The sequence below is a fragment of the Bacillus sp. JJ783 genome, from assembly GCF_036963225.1.
Lineage (GTDB): Bacteria > Bacillota > Bacilli > Bacillales > Bacillaceae_G > Bacillus_A > Bacillus_A cereus_U.
Genome location: NZ_JBALMG010000055.1, coordinates 1 through 18655, shown reverse-complemented (window position 1 = coordinate 18655; position 18655 = coordinate 1). Strand labels below are relative to the sequence as shown.

Sequence of the window (18655 nt, the reverse complement as noted above, 5' to 3'; positions counted from 1 at the left end):
AACTTCTTTGCTCCAGCCGAATTTTGAAGTAGGAGTTTTACTGCCCGCAAATAGCGGGATAAACAAAAAATGGAGGTATAGATGATGAATATAAAACAAGTATTAGATGCGAAAGGTTTAGCATGTCCGATGCCGATTGTAAGAACGAAGAGAGTGATGGATACTTTACAATCTGGAGAAGTGTTAGAAGTACATGTAACGGATAAAGGGTCAGTTAAGGATATTCCAGCATGGTCAAAAACAGGTAGTCATGAAATAGTAAAGCATAATATAGAAGACGATGTGCTGAAGTTTTGGATTAAGAAGGCGTAGTGAAGAACTAGTTTTGTAAATGCGGAGAGGGTGGTTATATGAATACAATATTAAGTACGCTTTTCATTGTACTTGCTGCATGGTTTGTTATTTCACGTTTTTTACCGGTGAAAGGTGTTCAAAATATAAATGGAAAAGAATTAAAGGGTATAGTGGGAAAAAAGGAGAAACAATTTATCGATGTTCGTACAGTAGGTGAATATAGAGGAAATCATATGAAGGGATTTCAGAATATCCCGCTAAATGAGTTAGCTAGTAAAGTAAATCAGTTAGATAAAAATAAGGAAGTAATTGTTATTTGTCAGAGCGGGATGAGAAGTAAGCAAGCAGCAAAAGTATTAAAGAAATTAGGATTTCAGCGCGTTATAAATGTTTCAGGCGGTATGAACGCTTTGTAAGGGAAAAATAGTATCGGGTGTAGCTAGATAATTGGAGCCTTTTTACAATTTTTAAAATACCCCTATAGGTAATTAAGAGGAGGACAACATGGAACAACAGAAGAAAACGACGATTGTTTTATTTAGTGGAGATTATGATAAAGCGATGGCAGCTTATATTATTGCAAATGGTGCAGCGGCGTACGATCAAGAGGTGACTATTTTTCATACTTTCTGGGGCTTAAATGCCCTTAGGAAAGATGAGCATGTGAAAGTAAAGAAAACGTTTATAGAGAAAGTGTTTGGAAAAATGATGCCGCGCGGCGCTGATAAGATGGGATTATCAAAAATGAATTTTGCTGGTATGGGGTCAAAGATGATTAAAGGTATTATGAAGAAGCATAATGCGATGCCTTTGCCTGATTTAATTGATATGGCGAAAGAACAGGGAGTTAAGCTTGTAGCTTGTCAAATGACAGTAGATTTATTAGGGTTAAAAGAGGAAGAGATTATGGAAGGGGTAGAGTTTGCAGGAGTAGGTGTATATTTAGCAGATGCTTCGGATGGGAATGTGAATTTATTTATTTAAATCACCTTCTTTTTAGAAGGCGGGGGATACAATATGAGTTTAACAGTGCTACTTTTTATTATTGGGTTTATAGGGTCGTTTATTTCAGGAATGGTTGGGATTGGCGGTGCAATTATTAATTATCCGATGATCTTATACATTCCAGTATTGCTAGGATTTGCTGGATATACATCACATGAAGTGAGTGGTATTACAGCGATTCAAGTATTCTTTGCAACTTTTGCAGGCGCGTGGGCGTACCGGAAAAGTAACGATATGGATAAAACTTTAGTTGTGTATATGGGAGCTAGTATATTAATAGGAAGCTTTGTAGGTAGCTTTAGTGCGAATCTATTAAATGAGCATACTGTAAATGTTGTTTATACATTACTCGCTACTATTGCGGCTATTATGATGTTTATACCGAAGCGAAGCAATCGTAAGGGGACAGAAGGAATTATGTATAATAAATGGCTCGCTAGTTTGCTAGCGTTTATTGTAGGAAGTGTTTCCGGCATTATTGGGGCTGGTGGTGCGTTTCTTTTAGTCCCGATTATGCTAGTCGTTTTAAAACTACCGATACGTACGACAATAGCAACATCTATCGCTATTACTTTTATTTCCTCGATAGGAATTACTACTGGGAAAGTGATTACTGGACAAATAGTTGTTATTCCGGCTCTTATCGTTGCGATAGCAAGTTTATTTGCCGCTCCTCTTGGGGTGAGAGTAGGGAAGAGAGTGAATCAAAAAGTTTTGCAATATGTATTATCTATTTTAATTGTAGGAACTGCTATAAAGATGTGGATCGATATGATATGAATAAAAAAGGATGGTGCTGCTTGCAGCCCATCCTTTTATTTTACGCCCAAATAACTTTCATTAAGTTCTTATATTCATCGTTTGCCAGTTTATATAGCATTCTCGTATGTTCAAAGACAAGTGCGGGATTAAAGTTTGGTTCTGAGAATGCAAGAGATGTTGAAATATCAATTGCATTTTGTTTGTTTAGCGTGAATTTTGCAAATCGATAAGATGTGTTTAATTCATTGATGACATGTAAAATGTCATTTTTTGATGTTGAATCAGGTACAAGAGCAACATTGAAGCAGTATATATCCACAGCAGGATGTTCGCTTTGGAAAGCAGCGATAAGTTGAATCTTTGCGCCAGCTTCTGTTTCTAATCCTACTGAAAAATGTACCGAACCATCATTTTCATCTATATTTTCTTCCATATATATATCGTTTGATTTTAAGTACTCTTTAAAATCTGAAATGTTATGTTTTACTGCAGCTTTCATATGTATGAGCCCCCTGATAATTGGAATAGATTACTATTATTTATTATAATTTAAAAATATTAAAAAAGATAGTTGGAAAGTTCTGATTTTTCATTTTAAAATAATTAAAAAGAAACAGTGCTCTACCTCCATAGAGCACTGCTTCACTTTATTCATTGTCATTAGACGATGTTTCTGTATCTTCACTGTTATTTTTATTCTTATCTTTAGTTTCATTGTTACTTGATTCGCGTTCACTCGTATTTTCAGACTTAGATTCTTTTGTTTTCTCTGAGCTTGTTTTTTTCGAATCAGAATCAGAATCAGAATCAGATTTTGTATAGGCAGGTAGTCCAAGGTGACTACGAAGTTCGTTTGTAACATTAGCTAATTCTTTTTTATCTGGATTGTAGTAGTAAGTTCGGCCACCACCAGCTGACTTACTACATGTATCATCACCTTTTGCCATGTAACAGTCTTCACCTTGAATTTGTAATTTCTCAATTGAAGAATCTGCTCCATATTTATAGAATGAAAGCATATCGTCGAATGTTAAGTTTGTAACGAATTGTCCGTTAATATCATCAATGATGTTACCAACTTTTGTTACGGATCCAACGCTTGTTAGTTTCTTTAAAATGGCTTCGATAACGAGTTGCTGACGTTGACCACGCATCGCATCACTATCGATGTGCCTTGTTCTAGCAAGAGCAAGAGCTTCTTCGCCATTTAACTTTTGAACACCTTTTTGCAGATGAATTGCCTCAGCAGTATCATTGCTATCTTGCTCAGTAAATTCAACTGGTACATCAACTTCAATTCCGCCCAAATCATCGACGATTTTTATAAATGATTTAAAGTTAAATTTTACAAAGTAATCGACAGGAACATTCGTTAATTTTTCAACTGCATCAATACTTGCTTGTGGTCCACCATCTTTTCCATTTTTGGTAGAACCGAATGCATGAGCGTGTGTAATTTTATCTTTTTTCTTTTCTACTGGAATATAAGTATATGTGTCTCGTGGAATACTTAATAGTTTTACAGTTTTGCTATCTTTATTAAACGTTGCAAGTAATAATGCATCGGTTCTTATAGCTTCACCGTATTCTTTCCCGCGGACATCGCTTTCATCAACACCCATGATTAAGACAGAGACATTGTTTGTAATAGGTTTTACAGCCTTATCACGTAAATCAGATTTATCACCGCGCGCTAAATCGTGTGCGGCATTTCGAATAGCAGAAGATGCTTTATTTACTAAAAACCAAGTATAACCGCCACCTATTATTAAAAAGAATAAAATAACGCTTATAATAATTTTTGTTTTTTTCTTACTATTTTTCGGTTTACTTCGTGTATTTTCTTGCAAAGATGGGTTTTGCTCCATTTCTTGTACTCCTTCATTTGGATTGAAATACGACACTCATATCCACTTATTATAATGAAATTTAGCGAAAAAAAACATTACAAATCATTTACATTTCGTAAAAATTCAATTTATTTATAAAAAGTCAGATTTTCTATATTTTATTTTTGAGATGTAGGATAAGTATATGTTGTTTTAGTAGAAATGAAAATATGTATTGTGAGAAAGTGATAGAGAAGTAAGATTTGTTGAAATATAGCCAAGAAGAAGCGATTAGCTTTACATTCATTTTTTATATAATAAAGAAGTATTCTACGGATGAAGGAGAGAGCGTAATGAATCATACATCATTCCGAGCAATTGTCGTGAAAGAAAAGGAAAATAATCTATTTGAAAGAACGCTTGTTGAGAGAGAAGTAAATAGTTTACCTGAAGGAGACGTATTAATACGTGTTCATTATTCTTCATTAAATTATAAAGATGCCCTTTCAGCTACTGGTAATAAAGGTGTAACGAGAACATACCCTCATACACCAGGCATCGATGCAGCGGGAGAGGTAGTTAGTAGTGGAAATAACGCCTTTCAGGAAGGCGATCAAGTTATTGTAACTGGATATGATTTAGGTATGAATACTTCTGGTGGTTTCGGAGAATATATTCGCGTGCCATCCTCTTGGGTTGTTCCTTTACCAAAAGAAATGTCTTTGAAGGAAAGTATGATGTACGGGACAGCAGGTTTTACAGCTGCCTTATCGGTATATAAGCTCATTAGAGCGGGAATTACGCCTAGCACGGGAGATGTTTTAGTAACGGGTGCTACGGGCGGAGTAGGCAGTGTAGCAGTTAGTATTTTAGGAAAGCTAGGATATAGCGTAGTAGGGGCAACAGGGAAAATGGAAGAGAAAGAGATGTTGCTACGTTTAGGTGCAAAAAAAATGATTCGCCGCGCGGAATTGAGTGATGAATCAGGAAGACCGATGCTTAAAGGAATATACGCTGGGGTTGTCGATACTGTAGGCGGAAACATGTTAGAAAGTTCTTTAAAGGTAGTTAAGTATGGAGGCTGTGTAACAACGTGTGGTAACGTAGCAGGGCATGAATTAAATACAACTGTATACCCATTCATATTACGAGGGATTAGCCTTTTAGGAATAGATTCAGTTCAATGTCCAGTAGATGTGAGAAGAGAAGTGTGGGCATTGCTAGCAGGTGAGTGGAAAAATTCAGAGCTATTATCTTATACAGAAGAATGTACATTAAAAGAATTAGATGAGAAGTTTACACTTATATTGCAAGGAAAATTAAAAGGAAGAACGGTTGTAAAGATGAAATGAAAAAAAGAGACGCTCAAATGAGCGTCTCTTTTCTATTATAATGATTGTTTTAAATTTACTTTTCCTTGTTCCCCTAAAACGCCATCAGCAATATTTACAGCGTGATCACCGATACGCTCTAAGTTACTTACCATATCAACGAAAATGATGCTTGCATCACCTGAACAGCTACGTTCGTTCAGACGTAATACATGACGTTTACGAAGAACACGTTCCATTTGGTCAATTTTACGTTCTTTTGCAATAACCGTTTGAGCTAGTTCAGTGTCGAAGTTTGTTAAAGCATTGATTGCATCTTGTAATGTTGAAATTGTTAATTCAAGCATTTCATTTAATTCAGCTAGTGCTTCATCTGATAGTGAAACGCGGTTTGAAATTTGGAAATCTACAAGTTCTACTAAGTTTTCTACATGATCACCAACACGTTCAATATCTCCAACAACACCTGCTAGAACTGAATGCTTTTCAGAGTCTGTATGTGAAAGTGGTTTTTCTGATAGTAAAACTAAATACTCGGTAATTTTTTTATCTAAATTGTTAATAGCTGCTTCTAATTGCGTAGCCATATCAGCGTGTTTCTTTTCTTGTGTATTTAAAAATTGGTTTGCTTCTTTTAATCCTTGTAAAGAAAACTCAGCCATGCGAACAATTTCTTTTTGCGCTTCTGTTAGTGCGATAGCAGGAGATTGTTCAATAAAGATTGGATTTAAATGTTGCGGTTTGAAATCAATAGCAGAATCTTCGCCGCGAATAAGTTTTGTTACAATCCATGCTAACACTGCAATGAATGGGAACTGAATAACCGCATTTGTTACGTTAAATGTTCCGTGTGCAAAAGCAATTGTCATTTCTGGATTTAAGTTTAAAGATGTTTGGAAATATTGAATTAAACTTGTAAATGGTACTAATAAAATCGTAAAGATAATTGTACCGACGATATTAAAGATAACGTGAACTAATGCTGCACGTCTTGCTGCAATAGAAGTACCGATTGCTGCTAATACAGCTGTAATTGTTGTACCAATGTTATCACCGAATAATACAGGAAGAGCAGCTTGTAAATCAATTGCACCCTGGCCAAATAGTTCTTGTAAAATACCGATTGTCGCACTTGAACTTTGTACAATTAAAGTGAAGACTGTACCAACAACGATTCCTAAGATTGGGTTATCACTCATACTAACCATTAATTCTTGGAATGATTCTAAAGAGCGAAGAGGTTTCATACCTGAGCTCATTAATTCTAAACCGAAGAATAACATACCAAATCCGAATACGACTTGACCTAAAGACTGTACTTTTTTATTTTTAAAGAAGAATAATAAGATTGCTCCGACTGCCATAATTGGAAGAGCGTATTCTCCGATTTTAATTCCGATAATAAATGCAGTAACTGTCGTTCCGATGTTCGCACCCATAATAACACCGATTGCTTGTCTTAATGTCATAAATCCGGCACTTACAAGTCCGACTGTTAAAGCGGTTGTTCCTGAACTTGATTGAATTAATACTGTAACTAACATACCTGCTAGTACACCCATAAGAGGGTTTGTTGTAAAACGATCTAGAATATCGCGAAGACGATCTCCGGCTGCTTGTTGCAGTCCATCGCCCATGTATTTAATCCCGAATAAGAAAATACCTAATCCACCAATGAACTGGAAGATCATATCTTGAATATTGTATTCCACGCATTCCACTCCTTAAATTTCATGTACGATGTAATTATTAACTAAACCTTGAGGCACTGTAAACGGTTTGTCTATAAATTTTACACTAAATTTACAAAGTACTAAAAAGTTTACAATTCTTTAAAGAAACTCCTGGATTTAATTGGTTTTCATGCATGGTATCGGACTATTTCGTAAAGAAGTCACATTTATCACACTATTTATTGATAGTAAAAATAGGAGAGATAAACTATCCAAATTGGGTGTGCTAAGTAAAGTTTCACTTTATTTATAATGGTTCTTTGCATATTTTTTGATCAAAGTTAGAAAAATATGTAGGGGAGATGGAGAGGTTTGAAATGAGTGTACTGATGAAAGTGAAAAAATGATTGAAGTATATTAATCCACTTCTTTGGAGTGCTTGCAACATTAAAAAAGAGCAATTCGCATATGAATTTGCCCTGGTTTTTTATGTTAAAAAAGTTTGAGTACTTCGTATTGTAAAAACTGTGTGCAGTGTGCTTGTTTATCCTGCTATTTGTGGGAGATAAAGCTACCCACTGATTAAAGTTTCACTTTATTAGGAGTTGTCGTTATGTTTCAAGTTTATGACGACATTTCCCTTTTTGTGTCCTTTTTCAACATATATGTGAGCTTCAACAATTTCCTCAAAAGTGTATTGCCTATCAATGACCACTTTTATTTTACCATTCTCAACAAGTTCTTTAAGGAAATTTAATGCTTCGGAAGTTTCAGGTGCGTTTTGACTTAATATGAGTTTCATGCGACTTGTCAATTTAGTCCAGAGCATTTGAGCACTTGGTAACGGTTCAACGATATTTATATAGGTACCATCTTCCTTTAACATTTTAATACAATCTGAAAAGGTACTCTTATTTACGGCTTCAAAGATAACATCATAAGCTCCGTCTATAGTAGAAAAATCGCTTGCGGTGTAATCAATTACTTCGTCAGCTCCTAGGGACTTTACTAATTCTAAATTTGAGCTACTGCACACCCCTGTAACTGTTGCGCCGAAATACTTGGAAATTTGTACTGCATAACTTCCGACACTTCCAGAAGCTCCGTAAATAAGAATGTTTTGACCGCTTCGAACGTTAGCTTTCCTAAGGAAAAACAAGGCTGTACGTGCTCCAATTGGGATGGCTGCGGCTTCTTCATAGGATATATTGGAGGGCTTCATGCACACTGCTCCATCTTCAGGTATACAAATGTACTCAGCATAAGAACCGAAATTTGCTTGGGTAGCAGCAAAAACTTGATCTCCTGCTTTAAAACGCGTAACGTCTTTTCCTACTGATTCAACTTCACCAGCCAATTCCATTCCAAGTATTTGTTTTTTCGGTTGTTTAAAGCCAAGTGCAATTCGAGCGGGTAGCCAAACCGAAGAGGGAACTGTAAAACTTCTTGAACGAATATCTCCTGCTGTTACGGTTGTCGCATTAATTTTTATTAGTATTTCATTGTCTTTAGGTGTAGGTTTTTCAACTTCTTTCAATTGAAGTACGTCGGGGGGACCATATTTTGTATACAATATTGCTTTCATTAATGTTTCCTCCAATTCGTTCTATATATTAATATCATACGAACAACATGAATAAATAGAACAGCGGTTCAACTTTCAATACAATGCAAAAAGCAGTGCGATTTTTTTGGAATCCACTGCTTTTTTGCATTTGTGTATATATAATTTTTTTAGTGTAAGTACTTTGAAATAGAACGAGTTAACATTACCCAACGGCTTTTTCGTTTATTTTATCTTTCTGTTTTTGCTTCCGTAAGCTTGTGATGTAAATGAAAAGAAAAGCGATAAGTAATAGGGAGGAATAACGATATACAGTTGCATAGTTTGTAAAGTGTGCAATGAATCCAAAAATAATCGCTCCAGCACCAATTCCAAGATCAAATGCTGAGAAGAATGTTGCTGTTGCTACTCCTCTCCGGTGCGGTGCTACTCGGTCGATCATCCATGCTTGTAGTGCTGGTTGAATTGCTCCGAAACCGCTTCCGTAGCACGCTGCCGCAATAATTAAACTCGGAATTGTAGTTGTATACGACAGTAAAATAATACCTGTAAACGTTATAATAACTCCTGGAATGATGACGAATGTATGGCCCTTCGTATCATATAATTTTCCAGAAAATGGACGAGTTACAGCGATTGCAAGTGCGTTAAATAAAAAGAAGAGACTAATATCGGCAATGCCGACTTCCGTAGCAAATAATGTGATAAAGCTCCCAATTCCCCCGTACATTAATGTAATACATAATATTAATAATGAAGGAAGTAAAGCTTTACGCTCAATAAATCCATCGAGAAAGATACCAGATGTTTGCTGTGGTGGTTGCGGCGATTTTTTGATTTGAAGTAGTTTCGTTAATATTAATGAAACTATTGTGCATGAAAGTGCACATAAAAAAAGAATCGTGAAGTTATATGTTTGCATAAGCCAAAGTCCGATAAGCGGACCGAGCGCCATGGCGATAGTTCCAGAAAGACCGAAATACCCCATGCCTTCACCGCGGCGAGCTTGCGGAATTAAATCTGAAACGACAGTTCCGTATGTAGTCGTTGTAATACCAAAACCAGCTCCGTGTAAAATTCGAACGGCAAGCAATAGGAAAACGGTTGAAGCGAAAAGATAACTGCCCATAGCGAGTAAACAAATAGCGGTACCGATCATTAAAATGATTTTTTTGTTGAATTTTTGCAAGGCATTTCCAGTTAGCGGCCTAATAAAAAGTGCTGCAACGGTAAACATGCCGACAACGAATCCGATATTTGAACTTGTGCCCCCAATTTCTTTCACATAAACAGGTAAAGTTGGAATTAACATTTGAAATCCTAAAAACATACATAAGTTTGCTAGAATTAGCGCAATAAACTCTTTTGTCCATAACGGTTCTCGTTTTACGAGTACTGCCTCTCCCATATATTCATCCCCTATATAAAAGTTTTCCCGCGTTAACGGGCAGTAAGACTCTCCCCTCAAAATTTGGCTGGAGCAAAGAAGTTAGGTGGGAGCCCTGCTGTCCGTAAACGCCCGATTGGTGACGGCTAATAATCAGTGGGGGATGAACAAAACCCCCACTGATTAAAGTTTCACTTTATCTCTGTTCTTTCGAGTATATGTAGTGGTCAACGTAACAGTCAAGGAAGGTGCCTTGAAAACGTATAACAATTTTTGAGGCAAAAAAACTGACAAATTTGTGGAAAGACTACACAATTTTGAAAAAAAGATGTAAAGTATAGATGTATAGACTAGTAGTTGTTATGAATGATAGAAATTGTTTTTTCTTTAAAGAAAGCGGATTCAAATGGTAGTGGATGAGAAGGGGATACATACTTTTTCACTACATATATTTGAAAAGGTTTACAATATGATGAAGAAAGAGGCGTGTACATATGAGACGATTAGGTATTTCTATTTATCCAGAACATTCGACAGTAGAGGCAGATAAGGCGTATGTAACATTAGCAAGTAAATACGGATTTACACGTGTATTCACATGTTTATTATCTGTAGATGGCGAAAAAGAGACGATTATAGAAGAGTTTAAGGAAACGATCTCTCATGCGAATGCATTAGGGTTTCAAGTATTAGTTGATATTAGTCCATCTGTTTTTGAACAACTAGGTATTTCGTATAATGATTTATCGTTCTTCCATGAACTAGGTGCTTATGGTATTCGTTTAGATGTCGGTTTCTCAGGTTTAGAAGAATCAATTATGACGTACAATCCATACGGCTTAAAAATTGAAATTAATATGAGTAACGGTACGAAGTATGTAGATAACATTATGAGTCATAGACCAAATCGTGAAAATTTAATTGGCTGTCATAATTTCTATCCACACCGTTATTCAGGATTATCATACGATCATTTCATTAAATGCTCGAAACAATTTAAAGATTACGGTATGAGAACCGCTGCTTTTATTTCATCATTCGATGCAACATATGGACCTTGGCCAGTAACAGAAGGGTTATGTACGTTAGAGCAGCATCGTGAATTACCGATGACAACACAAGCGAAGCATTTGTTTGCGACAGAATTAATTGATGATGTTATTATTGCGAACGCGTATGCTTCAGAAGAAGAATTACAAGCACTAGGTGCATTAAATAAAGAGAAACAAACATTTGATATAGGACTATATGATACAACAACAGAAATAGAAAGAATTATTGTGTTAGACGAACCGCATTTTTATCGCGGAGATGTATCTGAATATATGATTCGTTCTACACAGAGTCGTGTGAAATATAAAAAAGAAGAGTTCAAACCGCATAATACGCGCGAAATTAAGCGCGGGGATCTTTTAATTGATAATGAACAGTATGGTCAATATAAAGGTGAATTGCAAATTGCTTTAAAAGATATGGTGAATACAGGAAAAACAAATGTAGTTGGCCGAGTGGTAGAGGAAGAAACCTTCTTATTAGATTATTTACAAGCTTGGGATAAGTTTGGATTTACATTAAAGAAATAGAGAAAATGAAAAAGGAAAAAACTACTGACTTCAGCAGCTTTTTCCTTTTTATATATAGAGCGAGAGGAAGAGCTATGACAAAAGTGCATCAGCGATTAATTTCCATTTTAGAGGAGTTTTTAGAAGAGAAATCGATGTTAAATCGAGCTTTTTTAGCGAGCCGTTTACATGTATCAACGAAGACGATTCAAAAGGATATAAAATTATTAAATGATATATTGGAAGAACACGGAGCGAAAATTGAATCACAAAGGGGGAATGGGTACGAACTAGAAATTATACAAACTAAGAAGTTTGAAGATTTTTGCTTAAATGTATTTCAAAAACAGACGGAAAAGATTCCAACTTCTTATGAAGAAAGAGTAGCTTATATTTTACAACGTATTTTAACGACAGATGGGTATATGAAGCTTTCACAGCTAGCGGAAGAGATTTATGTGAGCAAATCTACTGTAAACTTAATTATGAAAGATGTTACGGATATTTGTAGTCGCTATGAGTTACAAATTGAAAAAAGACCATATTATGGTATACGTATTGTGGGAGAAGAATTTAATATTCGTTCTTGTTTATCACAATATGGTTTACCGCGGTATGACCATACTCCGTTTCATGAGAACTATGAGCAGACGGACACGTATTTATCGTTACCCCATATTTCTCTCATCCGCTCAGTTATACTAAAGTATATCGAGGGAGGAACGATATATTTATCAGATATAGAAATTGATAATTTATCAATTCATATTGCGATTGCTTTAAAGAGATGCAGGGATGATCATTACATTCAAGCACTGCATGTAGAGGAATCTGAACTTATAATAAAGAAAGAATATAAAATTGCGAAACAGATTTTAGGGAATTTAGGGGAAGAGCTAAAACTTCAATTTCCAGAAGAAGAAATTTTATATGTGACGATGCATTTATTAAGTACTGCTGTTACAGCAAGAGATCGCTATGAAAATGTGGAAGAGCTATTAGGGAAAGATGTATATGCATTCATGCAGCATATTCTTTTCAAAGTAGCGGAAGAACGGAATCTTACTTTTTATTATGATGAAGAATTATTATTTGGTTTTGGTGTTCATTTAAAAACGTTATTAAATCGTTTGAAATATAAGTTGAATACGAGAAATCCTCTTTTAGCAGAAGTGAAAAAAATTATCCATATGCTTTTGAAATTGCAGTTCTCGTTGGAGATATAATTGGTGAATATACGGGTGAATCCATTCCAGAGAGTGAAATTGGTTATATTGCCATTCACTTTGGAGGGGCGATGAGCCGTTTACAAGAAAATAATCAAAAGAAAAGATGTTTATTAGTTTGTGCGACTGGTCAAGGGAGTGCACAGCTACTGAAATATAAAATTCTATCACAGTTTCGAGATAAATTAGAGATTGTAGGTATTACAGGCTATTATCAATTGAAAGTAGAAGACCTTTATAAAGATAAAGTAGATTGTATTATTAGTACGATTCATATACCGAGTGGTTTGCCTGTGCCAGTTATAAAAGTGAATTCAATATTTGATGATAAAGAGATTAAATCGATTGGTCAGCAGTTATTTACGCATGTGAATAACAGTGTGCAGCAATATATTAAGGAAGATTTGATCTTCTTAAATCGTAGTGCTTCTACGAAAGAAGAGGTTATCCAGTTTTTATGTGAGAAAGCTGCTGCGAAAAGTTATGTACCCGCAAACTTTTATGCTTCTGTTATGGAGAGAGAGAACACATCTCCTACAGCGGTTGGGAATTTAGTTGCGATTCCACACCCGATGCAGTTATTAAGTGAGCAAACATTTTTGATGTTTTGTACACTTGAAAAGGCTGTTGACTGGGGAGATAAGAAAGTACAAGTTATTATTTTATTTAGTGTGAAGCGCAATAATAATGAAGATTTACAAAAGCTTTATGATTTTTTATATGATATTATGTCTAGTCAAAGTGCGATAGAGAAATTAACTCAGGCTGAAGTAATTGAAGATTTCCAAGAGATATTATTATCTTTATAAGAAAAGTATATAAAAACTTCCGTTACATAACGGAAGTTTTTTATGTTTAATTGTATGCGTTTTCATAATAAGATAAGAATATAGAAAAAACATAGCTTGGAGGAATTTTAAATGACTGATATGCAAACTCCATTTGCATTAATTTTACATGGTGGCAACGCTAGAAGCGCGGCACTTGAAGCGATCGCTTTTGCAAGACAAGGAGATTTTCAGAATGCGAGTGAAAAGATGGAACTTGCTAGTGAGGAAATATCATCCGCTCATCGTATTCAAACGGATTTAATTCAAGAGGAAGCAAGAGGAAACCATGCAGAAATAAGTTTATTATTAGTGCATGCACAAGATCATTTAATGAATGCCATTACAGTGAAAGAACTTGCTGAGGAATTTATTACTCTTCATAAACGAGTGGAAGAGAAAGTGACAGTATAATATGTACATTTTATTATGTTGTGCAGCAGGCATGTCAACGAGTATGGTTGTAAGAAAAATGCAAGAAGAGGCAAAGAAACAAGGGAAGGATTATAAAATTAAAGCAGTCGATTCGGAACTTGTGAAACTGGAAATAAAAAATGCTGATGTTGTTTTAATTGGACCACAGGTGAAGTATTTGTTTCCAGCGGTAGAGTTTCTTGCGAAGTCATATGATATACCAGTTGCAATTATAGAACAACGAAATTATGGCATGTGTGATGGTTTGAAAGTACTTAAGCAAGCTGAACAGTTAGTTTTAGCGTAATTATATTTTTTTAAATATAAACATTATAATGTTATAACTTTTGTTTTCTGCAGATTGAACATAGGGAGGGTTATCGATGAATGGTTTTATGAGTTTTATGGAACAGAAGATTATGCCGACAACGCAAAAGATTGCGGGGCAACGACATTTATTAGCAATTCGGAATGGAGTTATTTCTACATTACCGTTAACGATTGTCGGGTCATTTTTCGTTATCTTTTTAAATTTACCAATTGATGCATATATGGAGTGGATTGCACCGTTTCGCCATATTTTAGATATTCCATTCCGATTTACAGTAGGTTTAATGGCTTTATACGCAGCATTTGGGGTAGGGGCCTCACTCGCGAACTTTTATCAGCTCAATCAGTTAAGTGCAGGATTATTATCTGTACTCGCCTTTTTACTAGCATCAGTTGAACCAATTCAAATAACAAAAGCTGTACCAGGTGTTATTGATGCAGGAAGATATATTTCAGTAGGGACATTAAGTGCTACGTCTTTATTTGGAGCTATTGTGACAGCATTAATTGCAGTTGAAATTTATCATTTCATGATTAAGCATAATATCTCGATTAAATTACCAGATAGTGTACCACCAGCAGTTGCAAATTCATTTGCAGCATTAATTCCAACTTTAGTAGTTATTCTTTTATTCTGGGGCATTCGTTACGGTTTGAAATTTGATGTAAATACAACGATCACATATTTAATTGCGCCATTAAAGTCAGTATTAGTAGGGAATAATTTATTCGGTGGTTTATTAACAGTATTCCTAATCGTATTCTTCTGGTCGTTCGGTATACATGGTCCAGCGATTTTAGGACCAATTATTCGTCCAATGTGGGATTCAGCAATTCTTGAAAATATGGAAGTTTTCACCGCTACAGGAAACGCACATCAGTTACCGAACTTATTTACAGAACAATTTATTCAATGGTTCGTATGGATTGGTGGATCAGGCTCAACGTTAGCCTTAGTTATTATGTTTATGTTCTCTAAATCTAAGTTCCTAAAAGAATTAGGTAGATTATCATTCGTACCAGGTTTATTCAATATTAACGAACCAATTATTTTCGGGGCACCAATTGTAATGAACCCGATCTTAATTATTCCATTCGTTATTACACCGTTAGTTACAACGACAGTATCATATTTCGCAGTTGTTTCAGGTATGATTCCGCTCATGATGGCGAAGCTGCCATTTACGATGTTAGCGCCAATTGCAGCTATTATTAGTACGGACTGGACAATTATGGCTGGTGTACTTGTACTTGTTAACTTTGTTATCTCATTCGTTATTTACTACCCATTCTTCAAAATGTATGAGAAACAACAATTAGCAGGAGAGGAGAAATCAGAATGCTCGGAGCAATTATCATCTTAATTACATTCGTAGCGGGGCAGTGCATTGCGCATTATTCAAAGTGGGTACAAAATAAATCGTTATTAGTTTTACTACTTGTGTCGATATTGTTTATCGGATGTTCAATGGGAGCTTATGTAGCATTTAGCTTACAATCACCATTCTTTATCATCGTACCAACGATTTTATGTGCAACATGTTTATCTGCAAAATATAGATTTACGAGTATGGCATTAATACAACGTGTGAAGGAGATGCAAAAGCATGGAGCGTAAATTAGGAATTTCACTTTATCCAGAGCATTCAACGAAAGAAAAAGATATGGCATACATTTCAGCAGCGGCACGTCACGGTTTTTCAAGAATATTCACTTGTTTACTATCTGTTAATCGTCCGAAAGAAGAAATTGTAGCTGAATTTAAAGAAATTATTGCGCATGCAAAAGAGTACAATATGGAAGTTATTTTAGATGTAGCTCCGGCTGTATTCGATCAACTTGGTATTAGTTATAGTGATCTATCATTCTTTGCAGAGTTAGGTGCAGATGGAATTCGTTTAGATGTAGGGTTTGACGGGTTAACAGAAGCGAAAATGACGAATAATCCATATGGCTTAAAAATTGAGCTGAATGTAAGTAATGATATTGCCTATTTAGAAAATATCCTTTCGCATCAAGCGAATAAATCAGCTTTAATTGGTTGTCACAATTTTTATCCGCAAAAATTCACTGGTCTTCCGTATGATTATTTCATTCGCTGTAGTGAACGCTTCAAAAAGCATGGTATTCGCAGTGCAGCCTTTATTACATCACATGCAGCTGACATCGGTCCATGGGATATTAACGACGGATTATGTACATTAGAAGGGCATCGTAATGTACCAATTGAAGTACAAGCGAAACATTTATGGGCAACAGGGCTTATTGATGATGTTATTATCGGAAATGCCTATGCGAGCGAAGAAGAATTAGAGAAACTAGGAAACTTAAATCGTTACATGTTACAGCTAAAAGTACAATTTTTAGACGAAGCGACTGAAGTAGAGAAGAGAGCGACACTGCAAGAATTACACGTAAGACGCGGCGACATAACAGAATATATGGTACGTTCTACAGAAGTACGTAAAAAGTATAAAGACGACGATTTCCCAATGCGAGAAAGTGTACCGCAGGAAAGAGGCCAAGTTGTAATTGGTAACAACTCATTCGGAAAGTATAAAGGAGAACTACAAATCATCTTGAAAGAAATGCCGATAGATGAACGGAAAAATATTGTCGGTACAATTGCTGAAGAAGAGGTGTTCTTACTAGATTATGTAGGAGCTTGGACACAGTTTACTTGTGTGGAATAGGAAAGGGGAGAGGATGCTATGGCATCCTCTTTTTTTTTGTTGAAATAGTAGTCTATCGTATATAGAATTCAAAGGGATAGGTTTAACTTGGAGGGGAGAGAAGGAATGTAAGAATCATAAAAAAAGAGTCAGCCTCAACGTTGAGACTGACTCTTTTTTATATAGTAATTAGTTTAAAACTTTCACTGTAACTGTTTTACGTCCCCAGTTACTTGATGTACCTTTATCTGGCATTAAAACATCAATTTTATTTCCTTTAATAGCTCCACCAGTATCACCAGCGATTGCTACTCCGTAACCTTCAACCCATACTTTTGAACCTAATGGAATTACACTTGGATCAACTGCAATTAGTTTCATGTTTGGATTAGCTGTTAAGTTATGACCCATAGCTGATTTTACTTGGTCTCCGGCTTTGTAACCATTTTCAAGTGGATCTGCTGTGTAAGCTGTTGCTTCAACTCTTAATTCACGAGAAGAAGATGGTGCACTTGTTTCAGTTTCTTTCGCAACAGGTTGTTGTGTAGCTGGTTTTTGAGGTTTAGCCGCTTCACGAGCTTTAGCTGCCTCTTGAGCTTTAGTTGCTTCTTGAGCTTTAGCTGCTTCACGAGCTTCAGCCGCTGCCTGAGCTTTAGCCGCTTCACGAGCTTCAGCTGCTTCTTGAGCTTTAGCTGCTGCTTGAGCTTCAGCATCTGCCTGAGCTTTAGCTGCTTCACGAGCTTTAGCTGCTTCTTGAGCTTTAGCTTTTGCTTGAGCTGTAGTTTCTGCTTGAGCCTTAGCTGCTTCACGAGCTTTAGCTGCTTCCTGAGCTTTAACTTCTGCTTGAGCTTCAGCTGCTTCACGAGCTTTAGTTGCTTCCCCGGCTTTAGCTTTTGCTTGAGTTTCAGCTACTTCTCCAGCTTTAACTGCTTCACGAACTTTAGCTGTGTCTTGAACTTTAATTGCTTTTTCAACTTTAACTGCTGGTTGAACTTTAACTGGTGCTTTACCTGTTAAGTAAGGAACATGAACATAAGCTGTTTTTCCGTTATATTCAAATTGAATCCAGTCATTTTGCACTTCGTGTGTTGTTTCGATTACATCATCTTTTTTCAATTTACCAAGAATCTCTGAATCTGTATTTGCTCCAGCACGTACGTTTAATACGTTTGCTGTTACGTAGTAAGTATCTTTTGTGTAGTCAGCGCTTATGAAAGCCTCTTTACCACTATTTAATTTAACTTTTGACCATCCGTTTTCTGTATGTAAAACGTTAACTTTATATCCATCTAATAACTTTCCGACAACTTGTGATTCAGTAGTTGGGTTTTCTCGTACATTTAGTACATCAGTCGTTACGATTGTTTCTGCTTTAGCAGATGTTGTGAAAATCCCAAGACCAAAAACCGCTGCTGTTGCTATACCCATAAATTTTTTCATAATAGCCTCCATTGCATTTGTTTTCGTTGACCTCATTATAGCAACCATTATTTTCTTATTTGCGGAAAACACAAAACTACAAAGCATTCGTAACGAGGCGTTAATATTCTGTAATAATTCCATTAATATCCTGATAGCGTTTTCTTCGCGTTTTTTAGGGGGTTAGAACATAGTATTCATAAAATCAATACTTTTTTAATTACTAATAGATTAATAATGTATCAGAAGTGTTACGCATATGTTTCTAAAACGTTACGAAAAAGGGGTATTTAACGGTTTGAATCGAAATATAGTTATAAAAATATAATCTTTTTGTGTGTAAAGTCATATATATAGGGG

At 35.7% G+C, this 18655-nt stretch carries 17 protein-coding genes and 1 pseudogene; 12 read left to right on the top strand and 6 right to left on the bottom strand.

The features are described from left to right. Nucleotides 1–81 precede the first annotated feature (81 nt). The 4 genes from V7038_RS12800 (at nucleotide 82) to V7038_RS12785 (ending at nucleotide 2079) form a co-directional block, all read left to right on the top strand. Entirely contained in the window at nucleotides 82–312 is a 231-nt protein-coding gene (locus V7038_RS12800) for a sulfurtransferase TusA family protein (RefSeq protein ID WP_335470437.1), read from the top strand. A gap of 38 nt (nucleotides 313–350) precedes the next feature. After that, entirely contained in the window at nucleotides 351–710 is a 360-nt protein-coding gene (locus tag V7038_RS12795; RefSeq protein ID WP_002159192.1) for a rhodanese-like domain-containing protein, read from the top strand. An 88-nt stretch (nucleotides 711–798) separates the two neighbouring features. After that, a complete protein-coding gene (locus V7038_RS12790; protein WP_335470435.1) occupies nucleotides 799–1278 on the top strand; it encodes a DsrE/DsrF/DrsH-like family protein in 480 nt (159 codons plus the stop codon). Between the two features lie 33 nt (nucleotides 1279–1311). Beyond that, on the top strand, nucleotides 1312–2079 hold the full coding sequence (locus V7038_RS12785) for a sulfite exporter TauE/SafE family protein (RefSeq protein WP_335470433.1): 768 nt from the start codon (nucleotides 1312–1314) through the stop codon (nucleotides 2077–2079). 40 nt (nucleotides 2080–2119) lie between these two features. On the opposite strand, the gene V7038_RS12780 is transcribed toward V7038_RS12785, so the two are convergent. Together V7038_RS12780 and V7038_RS12775 are read right to left on the bottom strand one after the other, a co-directional pair. Continuing rightward, complete coding sequence (locus V7038_RS12780) at nucleotides 2120–2560, bottom strand: hypothetical protein (protein ID WP_002010734.1); 441 nt, start codon at nucleotides 2558–2560, stop codon at nucleotides 2120–2122. Between the two features lie 148 nt (nucleotides 2561–2708). Beyond that, entirely contained in the window at nucleotides 2709–3929 is a 1221-nt protein-coding gene (locus V7038_RS12775; RefSeq protein WP_078179836.1) for an LCP family protein, read from the bottom strand. Nucleotides 3930–4243: 314 nt separating this feature from the next. Between V7038_RS12775 and V7038_RS12770 the strand changes: the two genes are divergently transcribed. Then, nucleotides 4244–5242, top strand: a complete 999-nt coding sequence (locus V7038_RS12770; RefSeq protein ID WP_335470430.1) for a YhdH/YhfP family quinone oxidoreductase — start codon at nucleotides 4244–4246, stop codon at nucleotides 5240–5242. Nucleotides 5243–5277: 35 nt separating this feature from the next. Here V7038_RS12770 and V7038_RS12765 read toward each other — a convergent pair whose 3' ends face one another. From V7038_RS12765 to V7038_RS12755, 3 genes are all read right to left on the bottom strand, one after another. Next, nucleotides 5278–6933 (bottom strand): Na/Pi cotransporter family protein, encoded by a 1656-nt coding sequence (locus V7038_RS12765; protein ID WP_002201684.1) that lies wholly within the window; start codon nucleotides 6931–6933, stop codon nucleotides 5278–5280. Nucleotides 6934–7492: 559 nt separating this feature from the next. Further along, on the bottom strand, nucleotides 7493–8479 hold the full coding sequence (locus tag V7038_RS12760; RefSeq protein ID WP_335470429.1) for an NAD(P)-dependent alcohol dehydrogenase: 987 nt from the start codon (nucleotides 8477–8479) through the stop codon (nucleotides 7493–7495). 184 nt (nucleotides 8480–8663) lie between these two features. Next, entirely contained in the window at nucleotides 8664–9866 is a 1203-nt protein-coding gene (locus V7038_RS12755; protein WP_335470427.1) for an MFS transporter, read from the bottom strand. A gap of 473 nt (nucleotides 9867–10339) precedes the next feature. Between V7038_RS12755 and V7038_RS12750 the strand changes: the two genes are divergently transcribed. The 7 genes and pseudogenes from V7038_RS12750 to V7038_RS12720 all read left to right on the top strand — a co-directional run bounded on the left by V7038_RS12750 (nucleotide 10340) and on the right by V7038_RS12720 (nucleotide 16897). Beyond that, nucleotides 10340–11428, top strand: coding sequence for a DUF871 domain-containing protein (locus V7038_RS12750; RefSeq protein WP_335470425.1), 1089 nt, complete (start codon nucleotides 10340–10342; stop codon nucleotides 11426–11428). A gap of 74 nt (nucleotides 11429–11502) precedes the next feature. Further along, nucleotides 11503–13442 (top strand): annotated as a pseudogene (locus tag V7038_RS12745) (BglG family transcription antiterminator). A 111-nt stretch (nucleotides 13443–13553) separates the two neighbouring features. After that, nucleotides 13554–13874: a PTS lactose/cellobiose transporter subunit IIA gene (locus V7038_RS12740; RefSeq protein WP_002125414.1), complete on the top strand. Its 321-nt coding sequence runs from the start codon at nucleotides 13554–13556 to the stop codon at nucleotides 13872–13874. A 1-nt stretch (nucleotide 13875) separates the two neighbouring features. Beyond that, a complete protein-coding gene (locus tag V7038_RS12735) occupies nucleotides 13876–14181 on the top strand; it encodes a PTS sugar transporter subunit IIB (protein ID WP_033716783.1) in 306 nt (101 codons plus the stop codon). 76 nt (nucleotides 14182–14257) lie between these two features. After that, nucleotides 14258–15568 carry a PTS sugar transporter subunit IIC gene (locus V7038_RS12730; RefSeq protein ID WP_002201677.1) on the top strand — a complete coding sequence of 437 codons (1311 nt, stop codon included), beginning with the start codon at nucleotides 14258–14260 and terminating at the stop codon, nucleotides 15566–15568. Next, complete coding sequence (locus V7038_RS12725) at nucleotides 15544–15822, top strand: hypothetical protein (RefSeq protein ID WP_070127951.1); 279 nt, start codon at nucleotides 15544–15546, stop codon at nucleotides 15820–15822. The genes V7038_RS12730 and V7038_RS12725 overlap by 25 nt, the downstream gene beginning before the upstream one ends. After that, the gene (locus V7038_RS12720) at nucleotides 15812–16897 is read left to right on the top strand and encodes a DUF871 domain-containing protein (protein WP_335470423.1); all 1086 of its coding nucleotides are present in this window, start codon (nucleotides 15812–15814) and stop codon (nucleotides 16895–16897) included. Before V7038_RS12725 ends, V7038_RS12720 begins: the two co-directional genes overlap by 11 nt. A 168-nt stretch (nucleotides 16898–17065) precedes the next feature. Here the strand turns inward: V7038_RS12720 and entC are convergent, their stop codons facing one another. Then, nucleotides 17066–18439, bottom strand: a complete 1374-nt coding sequence (entC, locus tag V7038_RS12715; protein WP_335470421.1) for a cell wall-binding protein EntC — start codon at nucleotides 18437–18439, stop codon at nucleotides 17066–17068. Between the last annotated feature and the right edge of the window lie 216 nt (nucleotides 18440–18655).